This is a genomic window from Aquamicrobium zhengzhouense (genome assembly GCF_016124105.1).
Taxonomy (GTDB): Bacteria; Pseudomonadota; Alphaproteobacteria; order Rhizobiales; family Rhizobiaceae; genus Aerobium; species Aerobium zhengzhouense.
This window is the reverse complement of record NZ_JADGMQ010000015.1, coordinates 43,856-68,685: the sequence shown is the minus strand read 5'-3', so window position 1 is coordinate 68,685 and position 24,830 is coordinate 43,856. Positions and strand designations below refer to the sequence as shown.

The window sequence follows — 24,830 nt, the reverse complement described above, 5'->3', positions numbered from 1 at the left end:
AGGGGATTTATTCCCTCATGAGCGTCCGGCGACACTTCATAACGCATCATTAACCTTAATTCTCCATCAAGAAGACGGGTGGAAGCTGCGCCACGCGTTGACGCCTTCCTTTAACCAAAATTGGCCCCGAAAAGGCCGGCAACGGCGCAATGCGGCACGTTCCGTCCGTTGAGGGAGCGAAACGTCGAGTAGTGAGTGCGCCTGGCCGGCAATGCCGACCCGAGATCTTAGGGACTAGGTTTCATGGAACAAATGGCACTAACCGCACCTGGCGGTGACCATTCATTGTGGGCGCTTTTCTGGCAGGCAGGCTGGGTGGTCAAGCTGGTTATGCTGGGCTTGCTCGCTGCTTCCGTCTGGACCTGGGCCATTATCATCGACAAGGTTCTGGTGTTCGGCCGGATGCGCTCTGCGCTGAACCGCTTTGAAGAAGTCTTCTGGTCCGGCCAGTCTCTGGAGGAGCTTTACCGTTCACTTTCCGAGCGCAAGACGTCCGGAATGGGCTCCATATTCGTGGCGGCCATGCGCGAGTGGAAGAAGAGCTTCGAAAAGGGCGTGAAGTCTCCGATCAGCCTGCAAAACCGCATCGACAAGGCCATGGATCTCGCGCTGACCCGTGAAATGGAAGCGCTGGAGAGCCGAATGGGCTTCCTTGCGACCATCGGCTCTGCAGCACCCTTTATCGGTCTTTTCGGAACGGTCGTTGGTATCATGACCTCGTTCCAGGCAATTGCCGCGTCCGGTGCCACCAATCTCGCTGTCGTTGCGCCGGGCATTGCCGAGGCGCTTCTGGCGACGGCTATCGGCCTTCTGGCGGCTATCCCCGCCACCATTGCCTACAACAAGCTGACCACCGATGCGGCAAGGCTTGGCCTGCGCATGGAAGGCTTCGCCGACGAGTTTTCCGCCATACTGTCGCGGCAAATCGATGAGAAGTTGCCGGTCCGGGCAGCGGCTTAGGAGAAGAAGTGATGGCTATGTCCACCGGACAAAGTGGCGGACGATCGCGGCGCGGCCGACGCGGCAGGAAGGCGTTGGTGTCTGAGATCAACGTCACGCCTTTTGTCGACGTGATGCTTGTGCTGCTCATCATCTTCATGGTCGCCGCTCCGCTCATGACGGTTGGCGTTCCGATCGACCTGCCGGAATCGAGCGCGAAGGCACTGAATGCCGACACGCAGCCGATCACGGTTTCCGTCAACAGCGATGGGCAGATCTACCTTCAGGAAACCGAGATCGCCTTCGAAGAAATCCTTCCGCGCCTTCAGGCGATCGCGGAGGCTGGCTATGAAGAACGCATCTTCGTCCGCGCGGATGGTTCTGCCGACTATGCCTCGGTCATGCGCGTTCTTGGCCGCATCAATGCGGGCGGTTTCCGCAATGTCGGTCTCGTGACCCTGCCGGAACAGGGTAGCTAGACCAGATGAAGGCCGGCCTCACATCATCGGTGGCGCTTCATGCCGTCGTCCTCGGCGTCGGCCTCATTTCGCTGTCTTCACCCCGGCCCCTCGAACTGACGAACGTAGAGTCATTCCCGGTTGACATCGTTCCGATCGAGGAGATCGCACAGAGCGTACAGGGAGAGCGGACCGCACCGGTTGCGGAAATACCTGCGCCCAAGCCGACGGACAAGCCGGCACCTGAACCGGTGGAAGACGCGCAGAACGTGGGTGACAACAAGACAGATCTCGCCACACCGCCCACGCCGGAGCCAAAGCCACGCCCGGTAGAGACGGCTGAAGCCCCTCCCCCGGCGCCAGAGCCCACCCCGGCACCTGTTCCGGAACCAGAACCCACCCCGGCACCCGCGCCTGAACCGCAGCCGGTTCCGGCAACGGAAGTTGCGCCGACGCCTGAGCCGAAGCAGGAGGTCAAGCCCGACCCTGCCCCAGAGCCGGTTCAGCCGGAAGCCCCCGCGCCCGACGTCGCGGCGCTGCCGGATGTTGCTCCCGTCCCTCAGGCCAAGCCTCAGCCTCCAAAAGCCCAGACTGCGAAGACGCCCGAACGCCGTGAGCCCGAAAAGCCGCGCGAGGAACGTCGTCGCGAGACTGCATCCAGTGATTCCAACGACAAGAGCGTTGAAGATCAGGTCGCAGCGCTTCTCAATCGTGAGAAGGCTTCCGGCGGGGGCGCAAAGCGCTCCGAGCAACAGGCCGCACTTGGAGGTCGCCAGACCACCGGAGCCAAGCTCAGCCAAAGCGAAATGGACGCCCTGCGCAGCCAAATTCAGCGTTGCTGGAACGTCCCAGCTGGTGCTGCCGAGGCTGAAAATCTGAAAGTCTCGGTTCAGTTCAAATTGTCGGCCTCGGGCGAACTCGACGGCGATCCACGGATCGTCGCGGGTGGTGGCTCGGGAGGCATTGAGCGGACGGCGGCTGAATCGGCACGGCGCGCCGTGATCCGTTGCGCACCCTACAATCTTCCATCCGAGAAATATGAAGCGTGGGCAGACGTGATTGTCCACTTTGACCCGCGGGACATGTTCTGATCACCCATTCCATGAGCCCATCCGGACCCATGAGGCCTAAAGAATGAAACATAAACTGACTGCATTCTTCTCCATCGGACTGGTGGCTGCTGGCATCGCGCTGGCCGCTGTGCAGCCGGCCCGGGCGCAATTGGAGATCGACATCACGCAGGGTGTGGTTGAGCCCATGCCCATTGCCATCACCGATTTCGTGTCTTCCGGTACGCAAGGCGCCGAGATCGCCGCTGTAGTCGCCGCCGACCTGCAGCGCTCGGGCCTGTTCAAGCCTATAGAAAAGGGCGCATTCATCGAGAAGATCTCGAATCCTGATGCAGCCCCACGGTTTAATGATTGGACGGTGATCAATGCCCAGGCGTTGGTGACGGGCCGCGTTACCCAGGAAGCTGACGGACGCCTGCGCGCCGAGTTTCGTCTGTGGGATACGTTCGCCGGGCAGCAACTCATCGGCGAGCAGTTTTTCGCAAACCCGTCAAACTGGCGACGCGTCGCGCACATAATCGCGGATGCGATCTATGAGCGCTTGACCGGTGAAAAGGGCTATTTCGATACGCGTATCGTCTATGTCGACGAGAGCGGACCAAAGAATGCACGCGTCAAGCGGCTTGCAATCATGGACCAGGACGGTGCCAACCATCGTACGCTGACCGATGGGCGCGCGATCGTCATGACCCCGCGCTTCTCGCCTAACCGCCAGGAAATCACCTACATGTCCTATGAGGGCTCTCAGCCTCAGGTCTATCTCCTGCAGATCGAGACCGGACAGCGCGAGCTCGTAGGCAACTTCCCGGGCATGACCTTCGCCCCGCGCTTTTCGCCGGACGGTCAGAAGGTGATCATGAGCCTGATGCGTGAAGATGGAAATTCCAACATCTACACGATGGATCTGCGCAGCCGTAATACGACCCGCCTGACAAGCTCCAACTCCATCGACACCTCGCCATCCTACTCTCCGGATGGAAGCCGTATCGTTTTCACCTCGGATCGTGGCGGACGCCCGCACATCTACACGATGGGCGCGGACGGCTCGAACCCGCAGCGTATCTCGTTCGGTGATGGAACATACTCGACCCCCGTCTGGTCTCCGCGCGGCGATCTGATCGCCTTCACCAAGCAGACGGCGGGGCAGTTCCAGATTGGTGTCATGCGTACGGATGGCTCGGGCGAGCGCATCCTGTCATCCGGCCGTCTCCAGGAAGGCCCTACCTGGGCCCCGAATGGACGCGTGATCATGTTCTTCCGTGAAGACGGTGGCGGCTCGGGCCCGAAGCTCTTCTCCGTCGACCTCACTGGTCGTAACGAACAGGCAATCCCCACCCCGAACTTCGGTTCGGACCCTGCCTGGTCGCCGCTGCTGGATTAACCGCGTACCCACCACCCGCTTCACGCGGGTGGTTTCGCTTTTGGCCGTTTTCCGCGTTTAATGCCGCATTTCGGCCCAATCTGGCGTCAAAGAGTGCGAAATTAAGCCACATCCGAGGCCAGCGATTCATGTCTTCGGAATTTGTTAACCCTGTTTCTTGAATGAAATTTAACCGCAACGTGGTTACTGGACATTCAATCCAATCACTCAAATGCGAAGGAGAGGCGGCAATGCGCCGTATCGCAGCCATCACCCGCAACCCGGTCGCCGTCGCGCTCGTTGCCATGCTCGCCATCGCGGGCTGTGCCGGTAAGAACACGCCAAACAATGCTGCCGATCTTGGTCTCGGCGGTGGTGCGGGCGCCGCTACACCTGGTTCGAGCCAGGACTTCACCGTCAATGTCGGCGACCGCATCTTCTTCGACACGGACTCCACGCTTATTCGTGCCGATGCGCAGCAGACACTTGCACGCCAGGCTCAGTGGCTGAACCGTTACGGTTCCTATTCGATCACGGTCGAAGGCCATGCAGACGAGCGCGGCACGCGTGAATACAACCTTGCCCTTGGTGCACGCCGTGCGGCGGCCGCCCGCGACTTCCTCGTCTCTCAGGGTGTCGCAGCCAACCGCATTCGCACCATCTCCTACGGCAAGGAGCGTCCGGTCGCCGTGTGTGACGACATTTCGTGCTGGTCCCAGAACCGCCGCTCCGTCACCGTCCTCGGCGGCGCTGGCAGCTAAGCTGACCCGGCATTTGCAGAACGTGAAGGTGGTCCCTGTCGGGGGCCACCTTTTTTCTGGCTCAAGCCAATCACAATTTGGCCGAACTAAGCTGTGCTGATAAGAACTGCCGGCCTGCCATAAATCAGGGGGGCTTCATCTCAAGGTCACGCAATCGAGGTAAAGGATCCATGTTTCTGCGAACCTTGTTCAGCGGTCTCGTCGCGCTGACGCTGACGATGTCTCTGGCGGCCACTGCTTCTGCGCAAGTCGTAGATCCGCGCGTGGCGCAGCTGGAAGACCAGATTCGTCAGCTCACCGGCACGGTCGAGGAACTCAACTTCCAGATCCTGCAGATGCAGGATCAGCTGCGTCGCATGCAGGAAGACAACGAGCAGCGCTTCCAGGAACTGGAAGAGCGCCGCTCGGACGCGGGGCCGGCATCCCCTCAGGATGTCGCGCCACGCGATCACGCCGCATCGCAGGATTCGAGCGGCGATGACGAGTTCTACGCCAATCTGCCGCGCGTTCAGGAAGGTGCAGAGATCAGGGGCACGCCGCCACAGGATCTTGGCTCCATTACCTTTGATGCCGAGGGCAATCCGATCGGTGCCGTAGCGGCTCCCGCACCTGCGGCAGACGAGACAACCGTAGCCGCTCTTCCACCCGGCGGAGATGCGGACGATGAGATTTACCGCAATGCGTACCAGTTCGTCCTATCGGGCGATTACGCTACGGCAGAAGCTGGTTTTCGCGATTTGATTGCCCGCTTCCCCGATAGCGAGCACGCTGCAGACGCGCATTTCTGGCTTGGCGAATCCCTGCTTGGCCAGGAAAAGCCGCGTGAAGCTGCCGAAATCTTTCTCGCCGCAAACCGCAACTACCCCCAGGCCCGCAAGGCTCCCGACATGCTTTTCAAGCTTGGTGTCTCCCTTGCCTCGATGAAACAGCGCGATCTCGCCTGTGCCACCTTCAAAGAAGTCGTGCAGCGTTACCCGAACGCGTCCGATGCCCTGCGCGAACGTCTCAAGCAGGAACAGACTGCCGCTTCCTGCTGATCAGGCCGATGGGCCCCGACCTTCGCCACACCTTTTCAGAGCTTGATGCGCCGCATGGTGCCATTGTCGCCTTATCGGGCGGCAGCGATTCGCTCTCTCTGCTTCTCCTTGCCAGACAAATCTTCCACGATCGGAAATTGCCGCTCCATGCGGTGACGGTGGATCACCAGCTTCGCCGTGAATCTGCGGCGGAAGCCGAGATGGTCGGCTCCCTTTGCGCCCGTTATGGCATCACCCATCGCACGATGGTCTGGGAGGGCGCAAAGCCCGCTTCCGGCATAAGTGAAGCGGCACGAGAGGCTCGATACCAATTACTTGCGCAGGCCGCTGAGGAAGCGGGAACCAACATCATCCTGGTTGGACACACCTTGGACGATCAGGCGGAAACTGTCGCCATGCGCTTGCGCCGCGGCGAAGGCACCGGTTTGTCGGGGATGGCACCGGCGACGCTCTACCGGGAACGCTTCTGGATCGTCCGCCCACTTTTGAACGAGCGGCGCAACCGTCTGCGGGCATATCTCGAAGGGCTGGGCGTTTCATGGATCGATGACCCGTCAAACGAGAGTGATGCTTACGAGCGGGTCCGCACCCGACGGCTTTTGGATAAAGACGCTGTCGCCGGGCTTGTTTCCCGCGCTGCGGCGGAGGCAAGGGCGCGCAGGCTACTCATGGAGACCGCTGCAGGCCTTGTCGCGCGCTTCATTTCGATGCCCTTTCCGGGCGTGTTCCGCTTGCTTCCTGATCTGCTTGAGCAGGAAGAGCGCGCTGCCATCCTGACTTTACGCGCGTGCCTTGCCACGGCCGGAGGCACTCCTCGCTTTCCGGAGCTTCCAGCCGCACGCAATATTTTCGAGAGGCTGGCGACCGGGAAGAATGTGCGCGCCACATTGTCGCGTGCGATAATTGACCAGCGCCGCGATGCGATTTTCATCTACCGCGAAAACAGGAACCTCAGCGACCTCCTCGTGGACCGGGACGAGATTATCTGGGATGGGCGCTGGCGTGTTCGTGGGGCCGCAGGCGGAACCATTACACCCTCTCACCTCATGCTCGACGAGACACCTTCTTCCGGGGACGTGCCCGGCAGCATTGCCCGATCCGCCGGAAAAACCATGCCGTTCTTGTCTGGTCACAAAGGCGATGCAACCGGCGCGATAACCCTTCAGCCCGTCATAGCGCCATACTCGCGCTTCTTGCCCGAGTTCGATCTCCAGCTCGCACTGGCGCTTGGTCGCTTGACGGGAGGAGCTAAATTTCCGCCGCTGCCATGGAAGCAACAAATTGAGCCACAACCTTTAACCGAACGCGGTGAGTCTGCTTGGCAAGGCCCTGCACCGTCCCTATGTTAAGCTCAGCACCCACCGAGATGGCACCTGTGTCCGCTCTCTGCTGCGGTGGACACCAACGGGAAGCACGATGAATCCGAATTACCGTAACCTCGCGCTCTGGGCGATAATCGCCGTTTTGCTGATCGCGCTCTTCAACCTGTTCCAGGCACCGCAACAGCGTGGCATGGCGCGGGAAATTCCTTACTCAGAATTTCTCAGCGAGGTCGATTCGGGCCGCGTCACTTCCGTCACGATTGCAGGCAGCCGTATTACCGGCACCTATGGCGATAATTCGTCTGGGTTCCAGACATATTCACCTGGCGACAACGCCTTGGTTGAGCGCCTCAATGCCAAGGGCGTGACCATCAATGCGCGTCCTGAAACCGATGGTTCCAACTCAATCTTCGGCTATCTGATTTCGTGGCTGCCGATGATCCTGATCCTTGGTGTCTGGATCTTCTTCATGCGCCAGATGCAGTCGGGATCCGGCCGTGCGATGGGGTTCGGAAAGTCAAAGGCAAAGCTCCTCACCGAAGCCCATGGCCGCGTCACTTTCGCGGACGTAGCTGGCGTCGATGAAGCCAAGCAGGATCTCGAGGAAATCGTCGAATTCCTGCGTGACCCGCAGAAATTCCAGCGTCTCGGCGGCAAGATTCCGCGCGGCGTTCTGCTCGTAGGCCCTCCCGGAACCGGTAAAACGCTGACCGCTCGCGCTGTTGCTGGAGAAGCAAACGTCCCGTTCTTCACCATTTCTGGTTCGGACTTCGTTGAAATGTTCGTCGGTGTGGGCGCAAGCCGTGTCCGCGACATGTTCGAACAGGCCAAGAAGAACGCGCCGTGCATCATCTTCATCGACGAGATCGACGCCGTCGGTCGTCACCGTGGCGCTGGCCTCGGCGGCGGTAACGACGAGCGCGAGCAGACGCTGAACCAGCTTCTCGTCGAAATGGACGGCTTTGAAGCCAATGAAGGCATCATCCTGATCGCCGCGACCAACCGTCCGGACGTGCTCGACCCCGCGCTTCTGCGTCCCGGCCGCTTCGACCGTCAGGTCGTTGTGCCGAACCCAGATGTCATCGGTCGCGAGAAGATCCTCAAGGTTCACGTCCGTAACGTTCCGCTGGCACCAAATGTTGACCTGAAGGTCCTCGCCCGTGGCACACCCGGCTTCTCCGGTGCGGATCTGGCCAACCTCGTCAACGAAGCAGCGCTGATGGCTGCCCGCCGCGACAAGCGCCTGGTCACCATGGCAGAGTTCGAGGACGCCAAGGACAAGATCATGATGGGCGCGGAGCGTCGCTCCAACGCCATGACGCTGGCCGAGAAGGAACTGACCGCCTACCACGAGGCTGGTCACGCCATCACGGCCCTCCACGTACCGTCCGCTGATCCGCTGCATAAGGCGACCATCATCCCGCGCGGCCGCGCACTAGGCATGGTCATGCAGTTGCCGGAGGGCGACCGCTATTCGATGAGCTACAAATACATGACTTCGCGTCTCGTCATCATGATGGGTGGTCGCGTTGCTGAAGAGCTCAAGTTCGGCAAGGAAAACATCACCTCGGGCGCGTCATCCGACATCGACCAAGCGACGAAGCTTGCCCGGGCAATGGTCACGCGTTGGGGCTTCTCGGACAAGCTCGGGCATGTTGCCTATGGCGACAATCAGGAAGAGGTCTTCCTAGGCCACTCCGTCGCCCGCCAGCAGAACGTATCGGAAGAGACGGCTCAGCTAATCGACGCTGAAGTTCGCCGCCTGATTGACGAAGCCTATAAGGAAGCTCGCCGCATCCTGACCGATCACCGTGACGAGTGGCTTGCGATCGCCGAAGGTCTGCTTGAGTTCGAAACCCTGTCCGGTGACGAGATCAAAGCGATCATCCGCGGTGAGAAGCCCTCTCGCGATCTTGGCGATGACACGCCTCCGTCGCGTGGAACTACTGTGCCTAAGGCAGGTGCCCGCAAGGAACCGCGCAAGGGCGATGAGCCGGATGCTGGCATGGAGCCGCAGCCGCAATAGATCGGCCCTGATTGACCCAGGATTAAATTCGCCGCGCTCTGCGCGGCGAATTGCTATCGGAGAAGCCCTCACGACTGTGCTCCTGCCGCCAAAAGTGTTAGGGGGCCTCATATTCGTCAACTCGACGCTGCGGATGAGACCGTTAGATTCCATCCGTTAACCAGCGCTGGAACCACAATCGTAACAGTTACTCACATAATGTGATGCGAAGCACCGGGGTCGCTGTGGCAAATCTCGGCTGAACGAAGCGGAAACGCAGGTCAGAAGATGACAAAACGCTATTTTGGCACCGACGGCATTCGCGGACGGGCCAACAGATCGCCGATGACCCCTGAAATTGCGATGCGCGTAGGCATGGCAGTCGGGATGTCCTTTCAGCGCGGTAGCCATCGCCATCGCGTGGTGGTCGGCAAAGACACACGCCTGTCGGGCTACATGATCGAAAACGCCATGGTCGCCGGTTTTTGTGCGGCTGGTATGGACGTCTTTCTGCTTGGCCCCATCCCTACCCCGGGTGTCGCCATGCTCGTGCGCTCTCTGCGCGCCGACATCGGCGTGATGATCTCTGCCTCGCACAACCCCTATTACGACAACGGCATCAAGCTGTTCGGACCGGACGGGTACAAGCTCTCCGACGAGATCGAGGGCCGCATCGAGCAGCTTCTCGACAAGGAAGTCGACATTGCGCTCGCCGACGCCGAGGCTCTTGGCCGCGCCAAGCGCATAGACGGTGTCCATGATCGCTATATCGAGTTCGCAAAGCGGACTTTGCCCCGCTCAATGTCGCTGTCGGGCCTTCGGATCGTCATCGACTGTGCCAACGGCGCAGGATACAAGGTCGCGCCTGCAGCCCTCTGGGAACTCGGAGCGGAGGTCATCGCCATCAACGATGATCCCAATGGGCTCAACATCAACGAGGATTGCGGCTCGACCCATCCTCTCGGCCTGTCAAAGAAGGTCCATGAAGTCCGCGCTGACGTCGGCATCGCACTCGACGGCGACGCTGACCGTGTGCTGATGGTCGATGAGAATGGCACCGTCATCGACGGCGATCAGTTGATGGCTCTGATTGCCGAATCCTGGCACCAGAACGGCCGTTTGGCGGGTGGGGGCGTCGTTGCCACGATCATGTCCAACCTCGGCCTTGAGCGATATCTCGCAGATCAGGGCCTGTCGCTCAAGCGCACCAAAGTCGGCGACCGCTACGTCGTTGAACATATGCGCGCGCATGGCTTCAACGTCGGCGGCGAGCAGTCGGGCCACATTGTCCTGACAGACTTTTCGACCACCGGCGACGGTCTCGTCTCGGCGCTTCAGGTCCTCGCCTGCATCAAGCGGTCCGGCAAACCCGCCAGCGAAGTGTGCCGCATGTTCGAACCGGTGCCTCAGCTTCTGAAAAACGTGCGGTTTTCTGGCGGAGCGCCGCTCGAAGACAAGCTGGTCAAATCCGCGATCCAGGATGCGCAGGCCAAGCTTGGCAAGAGTGGCCGCCTCGTCATCCGCCCATCTGGCACCGAACCGCTCATCCGCGTCATGGCCGAGGCGGATGACCAGTCTCTGGTCGAACAGGTTGTCGACGAGATCGTCGATGTCATCGCCGCCACCAAGAGCGCAGCCTAGACAAACGGTGGCGATGCTTGACGCACTGCATCGCCACCAAGCGCTTAGCGCTTTAGATTTACCAGCACATCCATCAGATCGCCGCCTGTCTGGAACACCTTTGAATTTGCCGTGTAGTTGCGCTGCGATTCGATCATCAACGTCAGCTCTTCGGCGATATCGACATTGGAGGCTTCAAGCGCCCCAGACTTGATCGCCCCGAGTGAAATCTCGTTCGGCTTGCCAAAATTGACCTGACCAGAGCCGAGACTTTCCTGGAAGACGTTGCCGGGTAGCACCGTCAAATGACCTGGGCTTTGCACATATGCCAGATCGAGACGGTAAAGCTTTGTCATCGCTCCATTGGCGTACTGGACAGAAACGATCCCGTCATTATCGATCACGACCCGATCAATCGCTGAAGGTCTGGATCCGTTCATCTCAGCAGCTAAAGGCATGTAGTCCGTCGCCAGCTGCCGCATTCCCGATATGTCTACATGCACATTTCCACCATTGTAGTTCGTGAGATCGAGATCGAGAGAGGTGGGGGAAGAAGCTGCCAGACTTCCGGTCTCGCGATCAAACTCGAGCACGACCGTCGTGAGCGGCGGCTCCGAATAGGGAAATCCACTGTGCGATGCGTCTGGCTGATGATAAACGGTCATCTCCCATTTGTCGGCAAGCGCGAGGGTCGTTGACGTAAAATTACTAAGCCCGCCATCTACAGCGCCTCCGGTGTTGTTGCTGATCGTGATGTCCAGGTTCACGCCGCTTGCATCGACTACAAGATCAATACCAGCCGGAAATGTTGCCGGATCATCAGGCGCGAAACCCCAGGCCCCGGAAGAGCGGACGCCAGTCACTCGGTGCGCTGTTCCACTGATGTCGACATCGAAGCTGACAGTGTCGCCCTCTTCCCAGTGATAGCGGCCAAAATCGGGGAAGGTGCTCTGACGCTCGGTGTGAAACTCGCGTGAGATAAAATTACCGACGCCTGCGGTGATAGGCGCACCGGTCGAATTGGTGACGGCGATCTCAAGGTTCCCACCCGCGGTGCTGTAGCTGAAGGACACTCCACCTGGAATTGCTGCGGCATTGTCTGGCACGAAAGACCATGAGCCACCGTCAAATGTTCCGGTGACACTTATCGGCGCACCATTGATGCTGACCGTGAATGACGTCGTATCTCCCGCACCCCACTCCAATCCAGAAAATCCTGGGAAGCTGAAGCTTTCGCTCGCCCCTCCAGCAATATTTGTAGGTGCTGCCCAATAGCTCGACGTTGTCGAACTGTTCGGATGTGCGACCGTATAAGGTAGCGGCAATGGTGAATGCCCGTAGCCAGCAATTAGCGGGCTGTTGGGATTAACGGTAACACCACTGGGATCCTTCACGCTCGTGCGCGTGAAATAAACGTCCAACCTGATGGGCTCTCCCGCATTGCCAATAGCCGTCAGCCCGGACTTGTAGATCGATCCATTCTCCATGCCTTTCTGCACCTGGATATCGGTGGGCGGGAAGGTGGACGGTCGATGCCCGGCAACTGGAAGCGAGGTAAATGGCAGGTTGGATGCGATTGATCCCGCCGTTGAGGGGACGCGCTCCAATCCGGTCGTGGGGATGGTGACCCGTTCGTAGTCACCGAACGTTGTGGTAGTGCCCGGCTCGCCCAGAGCGAAGCTCCGTCCCATCAGATAAAGGCCAGCAGCGTTAAGCAGGTTGCCATTTCCATCCGGTATGAATGACCCGGCCCTTGTCAGCAACATTTTGCCGGCCTGATCCTGGACGACCATAAACCCGCTGCCGTCAACCGCGAGATCGTTCACCGAGGTCGTATATTGTAGATTCCCCGGTGCCATGGAATATCGAACGCTTAGATGCGTTCCACCTGACACGTAGCTGCTGCCTGTATTCGGTGCAACGAGTGATGAAAACTCGACGCTGGCTTTCTTATATCCGTTAGTACCGGAGTTTGCGATATTGTCTGCAACTGTTGCAAGACGAACTGATTGCGCATTCATTCCGGAAATACCGGTACGCATCATACCATTTAGACTCATCTCGCTCCCCCAATGATATTACTTTAATTTTTACTAGTAATCCAAACTTGAGCGAAACTTACCCTATTCTTTACCATTATTGTATTTGTATATCTTTTCTACTGTTTATATAAAAGTTATATTGGCCCTTCTAATTTTACCTTAGACCTGATCTATCGCACAACATCCATCCTCCCTCCACAAACACTACGAAGGAGTACAACGCCAATTGTCGCCATATACTCAACAACATCTCTATCAGCTCCGATTGGATTGATATTTAATAAAAACTGCCTCAAATGACCGCGATTAATCGCCACTTAACCATTCTCCTTCATCTTTGCCGCGACAGTAGGGCATGTGGTCTGGGCATCTCGTCCAGCGGGCAACGGGATAGGATGATGGCAAGTACGTTTTTGCGCTTCGCCGGGGCTGGCGCGGCAGGCGTCCTGATGACGGCCCCCGCTTTTGGTGCGGATTATTCCGAACCTCAGGTCATTGAGTACGAAATACCTGCTCCGGCTGCCCGCACGGCTGAGCCGTTCGGCGGCTGGTATCTTCGCGGTGATGTCGCGTACCGACATTCAAAATACCGCGGCGGCGAATATATCCGCTATGACGATCCGGTTCCGCCTCCCGGCTTCTTCGACTTCGGCGACCTGAAGGGATCTTACTCGATCGGCGGCGGCGTCGGATATCAGATCAACCGCCATTTGCGAACTGACGTCACACTCGACTGGTTCGGCAAGTCAGACTTCCGCGGTCAAACAACCGGCGTTTGCGGGCCGGACCAACTTCCCTGCTCATCGACTGACCGCTCGGCCTATTCTGCGTGGCTGCTGCTCGCGAATGCCTATGTCGATCTCGGGACATGGAACAAGATCACGCCATATGTCGGTGCAGGTATCGGCGGTGCCTGGGTCAAGTGGGACTCGTTGCGCAACCTCGATGATAATGGCGAGACCGGGCACAATGGCGGCAAGGGCTGGAGATTTGCCTACTCACTGATGGCCGGCGCATCCTACTGTCTCACACAGAACTGGCACGCCGATCTCGGCTACCGCTTCACCCACATTCAGGGTGGCCGGATGTTCGGCTATGCCAACAATGCCGGCCCGGGCTGGGACAAGGGACTGTTCACACATGAGGCGCGCGCAGGCCTCCGCTACCAGTTTGGCGGTGCCGGAGATCGATGCGGTGACGAGCAGCTGGTTTACATCCCGCCGGAGCCATACTCCCCACCACCGGTCTACAAATAATCGTTGACCTGATCGCCCGACCCTTCAGCCGGGCGATTTGATTCTATCGGCAACGCCAGCAGCTAGCGCCAATCGCCCCCGCCGAGCTTATGCTTAACCGTGACTTAACCATCATGGTTAACAATCCGGCCTCACAGGCGGCAACCCGATCTAGATGCCGTGGGCTTGGAGACTCATGATGCGTTTCTGCTACAAGACTCTCGCCGCTTGCGCGGCACTTTCACTTACCGCCATTCCTGCATTTGCTGCGGACTACGACCCTCCGATCTACGTCGAGGAAGTACCGGAATATGTGCCGGTCGAAATCGGCAATGGCTGGTACCTGCGAGGCGATGTTGGATACGACTTCGCCCGCCCGCTCTATAATTGGGTCGGTCCCTACAAGGTCGATAACAACCGCTGGTCTGGCTCGATTGGCGTTGGCTACCATTTCTCCGAGCACATCAGAGGCGACATAACTGCGTCCTACCTTGGGAAGGACGATCTGAACGGCCGAATCTTCGGAACTGACTACGAGGCTTCGCACACAGTGTGGAGCGGCATGGTCAACGGCTACCTGGATATCGCAACCGTTGTGGGTATCACGCCGTATATCGGCGCTGGCGTTGGCTTTACCCATTCCAGGCACAAAATTTCCCTCGACCCGTCATTCCTTGGAACGGTCGATCTGGCCGACAGGCAATTCAATTTCGCCTACTCGCTTATGGCCGGTGCCAGCTACAAGGTGACCGATAACGTATCTATCGACGCGGGCTATACCTTCCTGCACACACCGAAGATGGATTATCTCGACACCGAGCGGCTCGAGATCCGCGAAGGCCAACAGCAGCATCTGCTGAAGGTCGGCTTGCGCTACGACCTCTGGTAAACTTCTGCTTTCGCAGTCATTTTCAACGGCGGGCGCGTGCCCGCCGTTTTGCGTTTCAGCGGATCTGCCACAACTATTTCATCGATTTCTGAAATTGGCGCTTGCGATTTCTGGTTCACGCGCGTAATCCCCGCAGCGGGCCACCTCTCCCCAACGAGAGGCGAGCTATCTGAGAGGATAGAACAGATATGATGAATACCGCCAAGCCGGACGTGCGTCCGGCCAATCCCAATTTTTCTTCTGGTCCTTGCGCCAAGCGTCCCGGATGGTCGCTTGAAGCCCTTGCTGATGCCCCGCTCGGTCGTTCGCACCGCGCCAAGATCGGCAAGACGAAGCTGCAATACGCAATGGACCTCACCCGTGAAATTCTTCAGGTTCCGGCTGACTGGCGCATCGGCCTCGTGCCGGCGTCCGACACCGGCGCGGTCGAGATGGCGCTCTGGTCGCTGCTCGGTCAGCGCGGCGTCGACATGGTCGCTTGGGAATCCTTCGGTTCTGGCTGGGTCACCGACGTCGTCAAGCAGCTGAAGCTGCCGGACGTACGCAAGTTCGAAGCCGACTACGGCAAGCTGCCGGACCTCACCCAGATCGACTTCAACCGCGACGTCGTCTTCACCTGGAACGGCACCACCTCCGGTGTCCGCGTCCCGAACGCCGACTTCATCCCGGCTGACCGCGAAGGCCTGACCATATGCGACGCCACCTCGGCCGCATTTGCACAGCGTCTCGACTTTGAAAAGCTCGATGTCGTCACCTTCTCCTGGCAGAAGGTTCTCGGCGGTGAAGCAGCGCACGGCATGCTGATCCTGTCACCGCGTGCAGTCGAACGTCTCGAGAGCTACACCCCGGCCTGGCCGCTGCCGAAGATCTTCCGCATGACCAAGGGCGGCAAGCTCATTGAAGGCATCTTCAAGGGCGAGACGATCAACACTCCGTCAATGCTCTGCGTTGAAGACTATATTGACGCGCTTGAATGGTCGAAAAGCGTTGGCGGCCTTGATGGTCTCGTTGCTCGCGCTGACGCCAACTTCGCCGTCATTGACGCCTTCGTCGAAAGGACGCCGTGGATTGGGAACCTCGCCGCTGATCCGGCGACGCGCTCCAACACTTCGGTGTGCCTGACCATCGTTGACCCGGAAATCACCGCGCTCGACGCCGATGCACAGGCCGCTTTTGCCAAGGGCATTGCCACCTTGCTCGACAAGGAAGGCATTGCCTTCGACATCGGCGCTTACCGCGACGCACCAGCCGGCTTGCGCATCTGGGCAGGTGCAACGGTTGAGACGGCGGACCTTGAGAAGCTGATGCCGTGGCTGGACTGGGCATTTGCCCAGCAGAAAGCTGCGCTGAAGGCTGCCGCCTGATTTCTTTCAGCGGGTTGCGGTTGGGAGCGACCCGCTACTTCCCATCTTTTAAATTCTGACCTGACGAAGGAGGCCTTGATGGCACCCCGCGTACTCGTATCCGACAAACTTTCGCCGACTGCCGTCCAGATCTTCAAGGATCGCGGCGTTGAGGTTGATTACCTGCCAGACCTTGGCAAGGACAAGGAAAAGCTCCTTGAAGTCATCGGCCAGTATGATGGCCTTGCCATCCGCTCGGCGACCAAGGTCACCGAAAAGCTGATCGCCGCGGCGACCAACCTCAAGGTCATCGGCCGCGCAGGTATCGGCGTCGATAACATTGACATCCCGGCTGCATCGCGTCGCGGTATGATCGTAATGAACACGCCCTTCGGCAACTCGATCACGACTGCCGAGCACGCGATCGCGCTGATGTTCGCCGTTGCCCGCCAGCTGCCGGAAGCCAATGCATCAACGCATGCCGGCAAGTGGGAAAAGAACCGCTTCATGGGTGTCGAGATCACCGGCAAGACGCTGGGCGTCATCGGCTGCGGCAACATCGGTTCGATCGTCGCAACGCGCGGCGTCGGCCTCAAGATGAAGGTTATCGCCTACGATCCATTCCTATCGGAGAGCCGGGCAGAAGAGCTGGGTGTCGAGAAGGTCGAACTCCAAGAAATCTTCACGCGCTCGGACTTCATCACCCTGCACACGCCGATGACCGACAAGACGCGCGGCATCATCAACAACGACGCCTTCGCCAAGATGAAGGACGGCGTGCGCATCATCAACTGCGCTCGTGGTGGCCTGGTGGTCGAGGCTGATCTAGTCGAAGCACTCAAGAGCGGCAAGGTTGCCGGTGCTGGCATTGACGTCTTCGAGGTCGAGCCTGCAACCGAAAGCCCGCTGTTCGGCATGGATAACGTCGTCTGCACGCCGCACCTTGGCGCGTCGACTTCCGAAGCGCAGGAAAATGTTGCGCTTCAGGTTGCCGAGCAGATGTCCGACTACCTGATCAAGGGCGCTGTCTCCAACGCCATCAACATGCCGTCGATCTCGGCCGAGGAAGCACCGCGCCTGAAGCCGCTCATCAAGCTGGCTGAAGTTCTCGGCACCTTCGTCGGCCAGGCAACCGACGAGCCGATCCAGGAAGTCGAAATCCTGTTCGACGGTGCAACGGCATCGATGAACACGCGTGCCCTGATCAGCGCAGCTCTTGCCGGTCTGATCCGCCCGATGGTGTCCGACGTCAACATGGTTTCCGCGCCGATCATGGCAAAGGAGCGTGGTGTCATCCTGTCCGAGATCAAGCGTGACAAGTCGGGCGTCTTCGATGGCTACATCAAGCTGACCGTCAAGACCGGCACGATGACCCGCACCATTGCTGGTACGGTCTTCTCCGATGGCAAGCCGCGCTTCATCCAGATCAAGGGCATCAATCTCGATGCGGAAGTCGGTGAGCACATGCTCTACACGACCAACGACGATGCGCCGGGCATCATCGGCCTTCTGGGCACGATCTGCGGCAAGCACGGCGTCAACATCGCCAACTTCCACCTTGGCCGTGACCGTCCGGGTGGCGACGCCATTGCTCTGCTTTACCTCGACGCTCCGTTCCCGGATCACGTTCTGGAAGAGTTGCGTGCCGATGCTCGCATCAACTCGGCAAAGCCGCTGCACTTCGACGTCTCGTCGATATAACGCGCAGTTTACCAGCCTCCTCCCAAGGCTAACCGACCGCCGGCCCTCGTGCCGGCGGTTTTTTTTGTCTAGTCAGCCAGCCTGGAGGGCGCGGCGACGACCGCTATGTTCTGCAAGCCAGATTCCGCCAAACACCAGAAGCAACGATGCTGCGTGGTAGAGTTGGAAGGCTTCGCCAAGCAGCACGACGGACATGAGCGTGCCGAAGATCGGGATCATGTTGACGAACAGGCCCGCGCGGTTCCCTCCAATCAGCTCCACACCGCGGATGTAGAAGATCTGACTGACGATCGATGGGAATAACGACGTATAGGCGATGATCGCATAGCCGCGCAGCGTAGGCATAATGGCGTTTCCAGCTGCGATCTCCCACATCGTGAACGGGATTGAGGAGACAAAGGCCGAAATGCACATGGCCAGCATCAGGCTCTTCCAATGCACATCGGGCTTGTTTCGCAGCGCCACCGTATAGCCGGAATAGGCAATGACCGCGATCATCATCAGGGCATCGCCGAAATTCATCTGCAGCTGCGCCAGGGTTGAAAGATCACCGTGAGACGCCGTCAACGCTACGCCGACGACCGAGAGCAGGAAGCCGATTATCTGACCGACGCCGACGCCAGTGCGGAAAAGCAGGAAATTGAGCGCGAAGATGAACATCGGCATTGCCGCCTGCTCGATCGACACATTGATCACGGTCGTGTAGCGAACCGCGTTGTAAAGGACGACATTGAACAGAGTGAAACCGACGGTTCCGAGCAGGAATATGTAGAGCAGCCTGCTCTTCAAAACCGGCCAATCCTTGCGGAACTCGGACCGGCCGATTGCCGCGATAATTATGATCGCAATCGCCCAGCGTGCACTGTTCAGCACCATTGGCGACACGTGACCCAGAGCCAGCTTGCCACCTATGGCGTTCCCGGCCCAGAAAAAGGACGCCAGCAGAAGCAGCGTGTAGGCGTGGCGAAACATTGAAATCCTTGCTTTTGCCGAACTTCGCGGCCCTAAGTGCGAAAACCTTTGGGCGAGCCTTAATCCCTCCCCGTTTGGCTGTAAATGAGCACACTGTTGCTGCTAGATGCGGTTCTTGCCCTGGTGTTGCAACCGGGGGGTCGCGTTGTTTGCGACTTGCGGTTATAGAGGCCTGTCATTTTCTGGGCGTGAGGCCCGGCATAAGGAAGAGGAAGTTTCCATGGCCAATGTGGTGGTCGTCGGCTCGCAGTGGGGCGACGAAGGCAAAGGCAAAATCGTCGATTGGCTCTCGGAACGCGCCGACATTGTCGTGCGATTCCAGGGCGGCCACAACGCCGGCCACACGCTCGTGGTCGATGGAAAGGTCTACAAGCTGTCATTGCTGCCATCAGGCGTTGTCCGCCCGGGCAAATTGTCGGTGATCGGCAATGGCGTGGTTTTTGACCCGCATGCATTCGTTGCCGAACTTCAGCGCCTGCGCGACCTCGGCGTGGACCTCGGCCCCGATCGGCTGAAGATTGCCGAGAATACCCCCCTTATCCTTTCGGTTCACCGCGATCTCGACGGCTACCGCGAAGACGCTGCAGCCTCAGGCACCAAGATCGGAACGACGCGTCGCGGTATCGGACCCGCCTATGAGGACAAGGTCGGCCGTCGTGCCATCAAAGTCATGGACCTTGCAGATCTCGACACGCTCCCGGCAAAGATCGACCGCCTGCTTTCGCACCACAATCCGCTGCGCGTTGGCCTCGGCTTCCCGGAGGTTGCGCGTGAAACGCTGATGGAAGAACTGACCGCCATCGCCGATCAGGTCCTTCCTTACATGGATCGCGTCTGGAAGATTCTGGACGAGAAGCGCCGTGCAGGTGAGCGCATCCTGTTTGAAGGCGCGCAGGGCACCCTCCTCGACGTTGACCACGGCACATACCCGTTCGTCACGTCTTCCAACGTTGTTGCTGGCCAGGCTGCTGCAGGTTCCGGCGTTGGCCCTGGCTCCATCGACTATGTGCTCGGCATCACGAAGGCCTACACCACTCGCGTCGGCGAAGGCCCGTTCCCGACCGAGCAGGACAACGAGGTTGGCGAATTCCTCGGCACCCGCGGCCATGAGTTCGGCACCGTCACAGGCCGCAAGCGCCGCTGTGGCTGGTTCGACGCCGTGCTGGTTCGCCAGGCGGTCGCCGTCAACGGCATTAACGGCATCGCACTCACGAAGCTGGACGTCCTCGACGGCCTTGAGGAAATCAAGGTTTGCACCGGCTACAAGCTCGATGGCCAGCTGATCGACTATCTGCCGGCCAGCCAGGGCGCACAGAGCCGGGTCGAAGCGATCTACGAGACGCTCGAAGGCTGGAGCGGCACGACCGCTGGCGCGCGCAGCTGGGCCGATCTTCCTGCACAGGCGGTAAAGTATGTCCGTCGCATCGAGGAATTGATCGGAGCGCCGGTCGCGCTGCTTTCAACCAGCCCTGAGCGCGATGACACGATTCTTGTGACGGATCCTTTTCAAGACTAGGTTCCATTAGGTAGCGATAAAGCGGCGCTGAATTGCAGCGCCGCTTTCGACATAGGCAAAGGCGGACAGGAATGGCCGATTTCGTAGCGGTTCTGAGGAAGGCAATCAGCAATCTCGGTGAGAATACGCCCGAGATGCGCGAGAAGGTCTACGACAAAGCCCGCTCCACGATCGAAACCAAGCTCGCTGCAATCAATCCGCCGCCTCCTGCGGCAGTGATGGAGCGCCAGCGCAAGGCGCTGGAAGACGCCATTGCGGTCGTTCGTGCCGATTACGCGGAAAAAGAAGCCGCGGTCGAGGACGACGAGCTCGAGGACATCTTCGCGAGTTTGCACGAACAGCCGGATGTGACACCACCGCCGGCTCCTCAGCCCGCGCCGCGCGAGACGGTGGCGCCGGCTCCAATTCCTACTGCGCCCGAGAAGCTTGATCCGGTTGTAAGCGAACCATTCGCGACGGTTCCAGCCGCATCCGAAGAACCAGTCTCCGAGCCCGTCGCAGAACAGGCTTCGCCCGCCTCCAGGGCAGGCGAAGGCCTCGATACGCTGCTTGCCGATCCGGCACCGCAGCAAGAGCGCGAGCGCGTTTCACCAACATTCCCGACCGGTGAGAAGCGCTCGAAAGGCAAGCTGGTGGGAGTTGCTGCGGCAGCCCTGATCGCAGTCGCTGCAGCAGCCGGCATTGGCTACGTGCTCACAAAGGACAGCGATCAGCCACAACTCGCGACCGAGACTGAAAACGGGCAGCCAACTGCAGATGCTCCGGCGGCACCTGCCGAGGAAGAGGTTGCGGCAGCCCCCGAGGCCCCCGCGCCAGAAACCTCGGAGGAGGCTGAAGCGGAAAAGTTTACCCAGCGCCTCCTTCCGGATGGCAGCGAAGTGGATGACGGGCCGGCAGGTGAACAACCCACCATTGGTGAGGGCACCTCGGTGGCGACGCTCCAACAACCCGCTGGCAACCAGCCGCCCGCACAAGGCGCACCAAACAATGGCTCTGCGCCTGCCAATAGCGACGCGTCAGGACAGCAATCCGGCGTCGCAGTCGGCCAGCGCGCAATCTTCTATGAGGAGCGCACCAGCTCGGCTCAGGGCTCGGCAGAGCTTGGCAATATCGTCTGGTCCTTGGTGCAGGAATCTCCGGGCGGGGACCTTGCTCCGGAGCCAGCCATTCGCGCCGAAGCTGCCATTCCCGGCATGGATGTCCAGCTGCGCATGACGATCCGCCGCAACGGTGATACGACGCTGCCGGCGAGCCACATTGTCGAAATGATCTTCCTGACGCCTGAAGGCTTTGAAGGCGGCACGATCTCCAACGTCTCGCGCATGTCGTTCAAGGAAACGGAACAGGCACCCGGAAGCCCTCTGATCGGCATCCCGGCCAAAATTGCCGATGGCTTCTTCCTGATCGCACTCGGCGATGCCCCGGCAGAAATCCAGGCCAACACGACGCTGTTGCGCCAGCAAAGCTGGATCGACATTCCGATCGTCTACCAGTCGGGACGCCGTGCTCTTCTGTCGCTCGAAAAGGGTCTTCCCGGCGACCGCGTCTTCAAGGAAGCGCTGCAGGCGTGGGAACAGGCAACAGCCGGCTAATCGCCGTCACTTACGCCAAACAAAGAAAAAGCCGCTAGCAGATATCTGCTGGCGGCTTTTTGGTTTCCAGGTATCCAACTCGGCTTACGCCGGCTCGGCCTCGATGGTGCGCAGGGCTTGCGCCTGGCGGCGAGCCGCCGCCTGTACGGCGTCCTGAACCTTTTCAAACGCGCGCACCTCAATCTGACGAACGCGTTCGCGGCTGATGTCGAATTCGGTCGACAGCTCTTCGAGCGTCATCGGATCTTCCGCGAGACGACGCGCTTCAAAGATGCGACGCTCCCGCTCATTCAGGACGGCCAGCGCCCCGGACAGCATTGCACGGCGGTTCTCCAGTTCGTCCTGCTCGATGAGCAGCGTCTCCTGGCTATCGGAGTCGTCCACCAGCCAGTCCTGCCACTCACCGGATTCACCTTCTGATGCGCGAATCGGTGCGTTCAACGACGCATCGCCCGACAGGCGACGGTTCATCGATACGACTTCTTCCTCGCTCACATTAAGGCGCGTCGCGATCTCAGTGATCTGGTCCGGCTTGAGGTCACCCTCATCCAGCGCCTGGATTTTGCCCTTGACCTTGCGGAGGTTGAAGAACAGCCGCTTCTGGTTCGCGGTCGTTCCCATCTTCACAAGGCTCCACGAACGCAGGATGTATTCCTGGATCGAAGCCTTGATCCACCACATGGCATAGGTCGCGAGGCGGAAACCGCGCTCCGGCTCGAACTTCTTGACCGCCTGCATGAGGCCGACATTGCCCTCAGAGATCACTTCTCCGATCGGCAGGCCGTAGCCTCGGTACCCCATTGCAATTTTCGCAACGAGACGCAGATGGCTGGTAACGAGCTTATGAGCAGCTTCAGTGTCGTCATGCTCCAGATACCGCTTGGCGAACATGTACTCTTCCTGCGGCTGCAGCATGGGAAAACGACGAATTTCTTCGAGGTAGCGGGTTAGACCGCCTTCACCCGAAACGATGCTCGGTAGTGTTTGGGCCATATAGCACCCTCCCTTAGTTAACGCCCCCGTTCATCGGCGAGCTTTCAGGCGCGGTCGCGCTTAGCGCGCACCACGCCGTAGGTCATATATAGGTACGAATGCGGCAAAAACACGTAACGTAACGCTGCGAAACGCTGCGTCACGTAAATATGAACGGACGGTTCGCCGCCGCCAGCCTCACAAACCGCGGAAGCCCTGAATGAGTTCCGCAAAATCTGCCGGCAAAGAGGCTTCAAATTCCATCAGTTCGTCCGTGACCGGATGACGGAAGGCGAGAAGCCGGGCATGAAGGGCCTGACGGGTGAAAGTCCGGACCATTTCGCCGAGTGGTTCTTCCAGCACATTCGCTTTGGTGAAGAACGCGCGGCCGTAGTCTCGGTCTCCGACGAGCGGATGGCCTATATGAGCCATATGGACACGGATCTGGTGCGTGCGCCCTGTCTCAAGGCGACATTCTACCAATGATGCCATGGCTGTTGCGTCCGGCTTTTCGCCGAAGCGTTCGAGCACGGAAAAGTGCGTGATTGCATGGCGCGCATCGTCCCGGTCTTCACGAACCACCGCTTGCTTGGTGCGGTCACTGGTCGAACGCCCCAAAGCTGCATCGATGGTGCCGTGCATGCGCGGCGGCGTACCCCACACCAGCGCGACATAGGCCCGCTCGAGATCACCTGTGCGGCCATGATCTGCGAACGCATTGGAAAGCGCGCGGTGTGCACGATCCGTCTTCGCCACGACCAGAACGCCGCTGGTATCCTTGTCGAGCCGATGGACGATACCCGGGCGCCTCACGCCGCCGATTCCCGACAAAGAGGCGCCGCAATGGTGGATCAAGGCGTTGACCAGCGTACCAGTCCAGTTGCCAGCCCCCGGATGCACGACAAGACCGGCCGGCTTCTCGATGACGATTAGCTCATCATCTTCGTAAAGCACCGACAGCGGGATATCTTCGCCCTCCGGCTCCGCGGGCTCCGGCTCTGGCATCTGCAGCACCAGCCTGTCACCTTCAACGAGCTTCTTCTTCGGCTCGGTGATGACATTGCCGTTCAGCGTCACCTGCCCGTCCCGGATCAACGCCTGCACCCGGCTGCGCGACAGCTCCGGTCCCGTCTGTGTCGCAAGCCACTGGTCCATCCGAACGCCATGGGCGTCCATATCGGCAACGAACTCTTTCAATGCAGCTTCGGCTTCGCTATCAGGGGCGCTCATCTACTGGACCGGACTGGAATTTCTCGATGATTCAGGATCAAGACGACCAGATTGAGGAAAAGCCGCTCGATCCCGCTGTTGAACGGGTCAGGCGTAAGCTTGTCCGCTTTATCGCCATCAATCTGGGAATTCTGTTCCTGGCCCTTATGGCGGTCGTCGCAGCGCTTGTCTACCGCGCAACGCGCGTGGAAACGCCTACCGCGCCTGTCCGGGAACTGCCGGTGCCGTCGGGTACAGCTGCCTATGGCGAAATCTCGCTGCCGCGTGGTGCCAATATCATCAGCCACGCTATTTCCGGAAACCGATTGAGCCTGTCGCTGGAACTGGCGGACGGCAGCCGCACGATCTTCATCTACGATATGACCGAGGCCCGCCTGCTCGCGCGCTTCGACATCAAGGAAGAGTAGCTCCCGGCCTGGTGGTCGGCCCTGATCTTCCCGGCCACCTCCTCGCCTTTCAGCGGGTACCCTTCGCTTACAGGGTGAAGTTTTTTCGCAGAAGCTACATCACCCCGGTTGCAATTGCTGCGAATCGTCTTTATATGCGCTGATCTGGTCAGCGCCCATCGTCTAGCGGTCAGGACGGCGCCCTCTCACGGCGCAAACAGGGGTTCGATTCCCCTTGGGCGTACCAGTCTTTCTCACTTCCCTCAACGACACGTCATTCAGCGGTTTTCGTCGCGAATCCGATCATGGTTAGCGAATCGTTAAGCCTTGTTCTCCAGATTGCATGCGCAGACATGCAGGCAGGGAGGGGGCTCGCTCGT

Annotated in this window: 20 protein-coding genes and 1 tRNA gene; 17 read left to right on the top strand and 4 right to left on the bottom strand. The window is 59.4% G+C overall.

Translation table 11 applies throughout. The features are described 5' to 3' along the window. Nucleotides 1–243 precede the first annotated feature (243 nt). The 9 genes from tolQ (at nucleotide 244) to glmM (ending at nucleotide 10,593) form a co-directional block, all read left to right on the top strand. The gene (gene tolQ / locus IOD40_RS16890) at nucleotides 244–960 is read left to right on the top strand and encodes a protein TolQ (protein WP_198477877.1); all 717 of its coding nucleotides are present in this window, start codon (nucleotides 244–246) and stop codon (nucleotides 958–960) included. 11 nt (nucleotides 961–971) lie between these two features. Then, nucleotides 972–1,418: a protein TolR gene (tolR, locus tag IOD40_RS16885; RefSeq protein ID WP_198477876.1), complete on the top strand. Its 447-nt coding sequence runs from the start codon at nucleotides 972–974 to the stop codon at nucleotides 1,416–1,418. A 5-nt stretch (nucleotides 1,419–1,423) separates the two neighbouring features. Then, complete coding sequence (locus tag IOD40_RS16880; protein WP_198477875.1) at nucleotides 1,424–2,488, top strand: hypothetical protein; 1,065 nt, start codon at nucleotides 1,424–1,426, stop codon at nucleotides 2,486–2,488. Nucleotides 2,489–2,531: 43 nt separating this feature from the next. Continuing rightward, a complete protein-coding gene (tolB, locus tag IOD40_RS16875) occupies nucleotides 2,532–3,848 on the top strand; it encodes a Tol-Pal system beta propeller repeat protein TolB (RefSeq protein ID WP_198477874.1) in 1,317 nt (438 codons plus the stop codon). Between the two features lie 230 nt (nucleotides 3,849–4,078). Next, entirely contained in the window at nucleotides 4,079–4,588 is a 510-nt protein-coding gene (gene pal / locus IOD40_RS16870) for a peptidoglycan-associated lipoprotein Pal (protein ID WP_198477873.1), read from the top strand. 170 nt (nucleotides 4,589–4,758) lie between these two features. Beyond that, nucleotides 4,759–5,625 carry a tol-pal system protein YbgF gene (ybgF, locus tag IOD40_RS16865; protein WP_198477872.1) on the top strand — a complete coding sequence of 289 codons (867 nt, stop codon included), beginning with the start codon at nucleotides 4,759–4,761 and terminating at the stop codon, nucleotides 5,623–5,625. Nucleotides 5,626–5,633: 8 nt separating this feature from the next. Next, a complete protein-coding gene (gene tilS, locus IOD40_RS16860; protein WP_198477871.1) occupies nucleotides 5,634–6,974 on the top strand; it encodes a tRNA lysidine(34) synthetase TilS in 1,341 nt (446 codons plus the stop codon). Nucleotides 6,975–7,041: 67 nt separating this feature from the next. Then, nucleotides 7,042–8,973 carry an ATP-dependent zinc metalloprotease FtsH gene (ftsH, locus tag IOD40_RS16855; RefSeq protein WP_198477870.1) on the top strand — a complete coding sequence of 644 codons (1,932 nt, stop codon included), beginning with the start codon at nucleotides 7,042–7,044 and terminating at the stop codon, nucleotides 8,971–8,973. Nucleotides 8,974–9,240: 267 nt separating this feature from the next. Next, a complete protein-coding gene (glmM, locus tag IOD40_RS16850) occupies nucleotides 9,241–10,593 on the top strand; it encodes a phosphoglucosamine mutase (RefSeq protein ID WP_198477869.1) in 1,353 nt (450 codons plus the stop codon). 44 nt (nucleotides 10,594–10,637) lie between these two features. Here glmM and IOD40_RS16845 read toward each other — a convergent pair whose 3' ends face one another. After that, nucleotides 10,638–12,632 carry a flagellar hook-basal body complex protein gene (locus IOD40_RS16845; RefSeq protein ID WP_198477868.1) on the bottom strand — a complete coding sequence of 665 codons (1,995 nt, stop codon included), beginning with the start codon at nucleotides 12,630–12,632 and terminating at the stop codon, nucleotides 10,638–10,640. A 380-nt stretch (nucleotides 12,633–13,012) separates the two neighbouring features. Here IOD40_RS16845 and IOD40_RS16840 point away from each other — a divergent pair, with 380 nt between their 5' ends. The 4 genes from IOD40_RS16840 (at nucleotide 13,013) to serA (ending at nucleotide 17,782) form a co-directional block, all read left to right on the top strand. Then, on the top strand, nucleotides 13,013–13,870 hold the full coding sequence (locus tag IOD40_RS16840; protein ID WP_233714036.1) for an outer membrane protein: 858 nt from the start codon (nucleotides 13,013–13,015) through the stop codon (nucleotides 13,868–13,870). A 178-nt stretch (nucleotides 13,871–14,048) separates the two neighbouring features. Beyond that, a complete protein-coding gene (locus tag IOD40_RS16835) occupies nucleotides 14,049–14,738 on the top strand; it encodes an outer membrane protein (RefSeq protein WP_198477904.1) in 690 nt (229 codons plus the stop codon). A gap of 188 nt (nucleotides 14,739–14,926) precedes the next feature. Then, nucleotides 14,927–16,102, top strand: coding sequence for a phosphoserine transaminase (locus IOD40_RS16830; RefSeq protein ID WP_198477867.1), 1,176 nt, complete (start codon nucleotides 14,927–14,929; stop codon nucleotides 16,100–16,102). Nucleotides 16,103–16,180: 78 nt separating this feature from the next. Next, the gene (gene serA, locus IOD40_RS16825) at nucleotides 16,181–17,782 is read left to right on the top strand and encodes a phosphoglycerate dehydrogenase (protein WP_198477866.1); all 1,602 of its coding nucleotides are present in this window, start codon (nucleotides 16,181–16,183) and stop codon (nucleotides 17,780–17,782) included. A gap of 72 nt (nucleotides 17,783–17,854) precedes the next feature. Here the strand turns inward: serA and IOD40_RS16820 are convergent, their stop codons facing one another. Further along, the gene (locus IOD40_RS16820; RefSeq protein ID WP_198477865.1) at nucleotides 17,855–18,754 is read right to left on the bottom strand and encodes a DMT family transporter; all 900 of its coding nucleotides are present in this window, start codon (nucleotides 18,752–18,754) and stop codon (nucleotides 17,855–17,857) included. Between the two features lie 220 nt (nucleotides 18,755–18,974). Between IOD40_RS16820 and IOD40_RS16815 the strand changes: the two genes are divergently transcribed. Both IOD40_RS16815 and IOD40_RS16810 read left to right on the top strand, forming a co-directional pair. Beyond that, on the top strand, nucleotides 18,975–20,270 hold the full coding sequence (locus tag IOD40_RS16815) for an adenylosuccinate synthase (protein WP_198477864.1): 1,296 nt from the start codon (nucleotides 18,975–18,977) through the stop codon (nucleotides 20,268–20,270). A 71-nt stretch (nucleotides 20,271–20,341) separates the two neighbouring features. Continuing rightward, on the top strand, nucleotides 20,342–21,862 hold the full coding sequence (locus tag IOD40_RS16810; protein WP_198477863.1) for a hypothetical protein: 1,521 nt from the start codon (nucleotides 20,342–20,344) through the stop codon (nucleotides 21,860–21,862). Nucleotides 21,863–21,946: 84 nt separating this feature from the next. On the opposite strand, the gene rpoH is transcribed toward IOD40_RS16810, so the two are convergent. Continuing rightward, on the bottom strand, nucleotides 21,947–22,855 hold the full coding sequence (gene rpoH / locus IOD40_RS16805) for an RNA polymerase sigma factor RpoH (protein WP_198477862.1): 909 nt from the start codon (nucleotides 22,853–22,855) through the stop codon (nucleotides 21,947–21,949). A 177-nt stretch (nucleotides 22,856–23,032) separates the two neighbouring features. Further along, nucleotides 23,033–24,064: an RluA family pseudouridine synthase gene (locus tag IOD40_RS16800; protein WP_198477861.1), complete on the bottom strand. Its 1,032-nt coding sequence runs from the start codon at nucleotides 24,062–24,064 to the stop codon at nucleotides 23,033–23,035. Nucleotides 24,065–24,090: 26 nt separating this feature from the next. Here IOD40_RS16800 and IOD40_RS16795 point away from each other — a divergent pair, with 26 nt between their 5' ends. Together IOD40_RS16795 and IOD40_RS16790 are read left to right on the top strand one after the other, a co-directional pair. After that, complete coding sequence (locus IOD40_RS16795; protein WP_198477860.1) at nucleotides 24,091–24,471, top strand: fimbrial protein; 381 nt, start codon at nucleotides 24,091–24,093, stop codon at nucleotides 24,469–24,471. A 151-nt stretch (nucleotides 24,472–24,622) separates the two neighbouring features. Further along, a tRNA-Glu gene (locus tag IOD40_RS16790) sits at nucleotides 24,623–24,697 on the top strand. The last annotated feature ends 133 nt before the right edge of the window (nucleotides 24,698–24,830 follow it).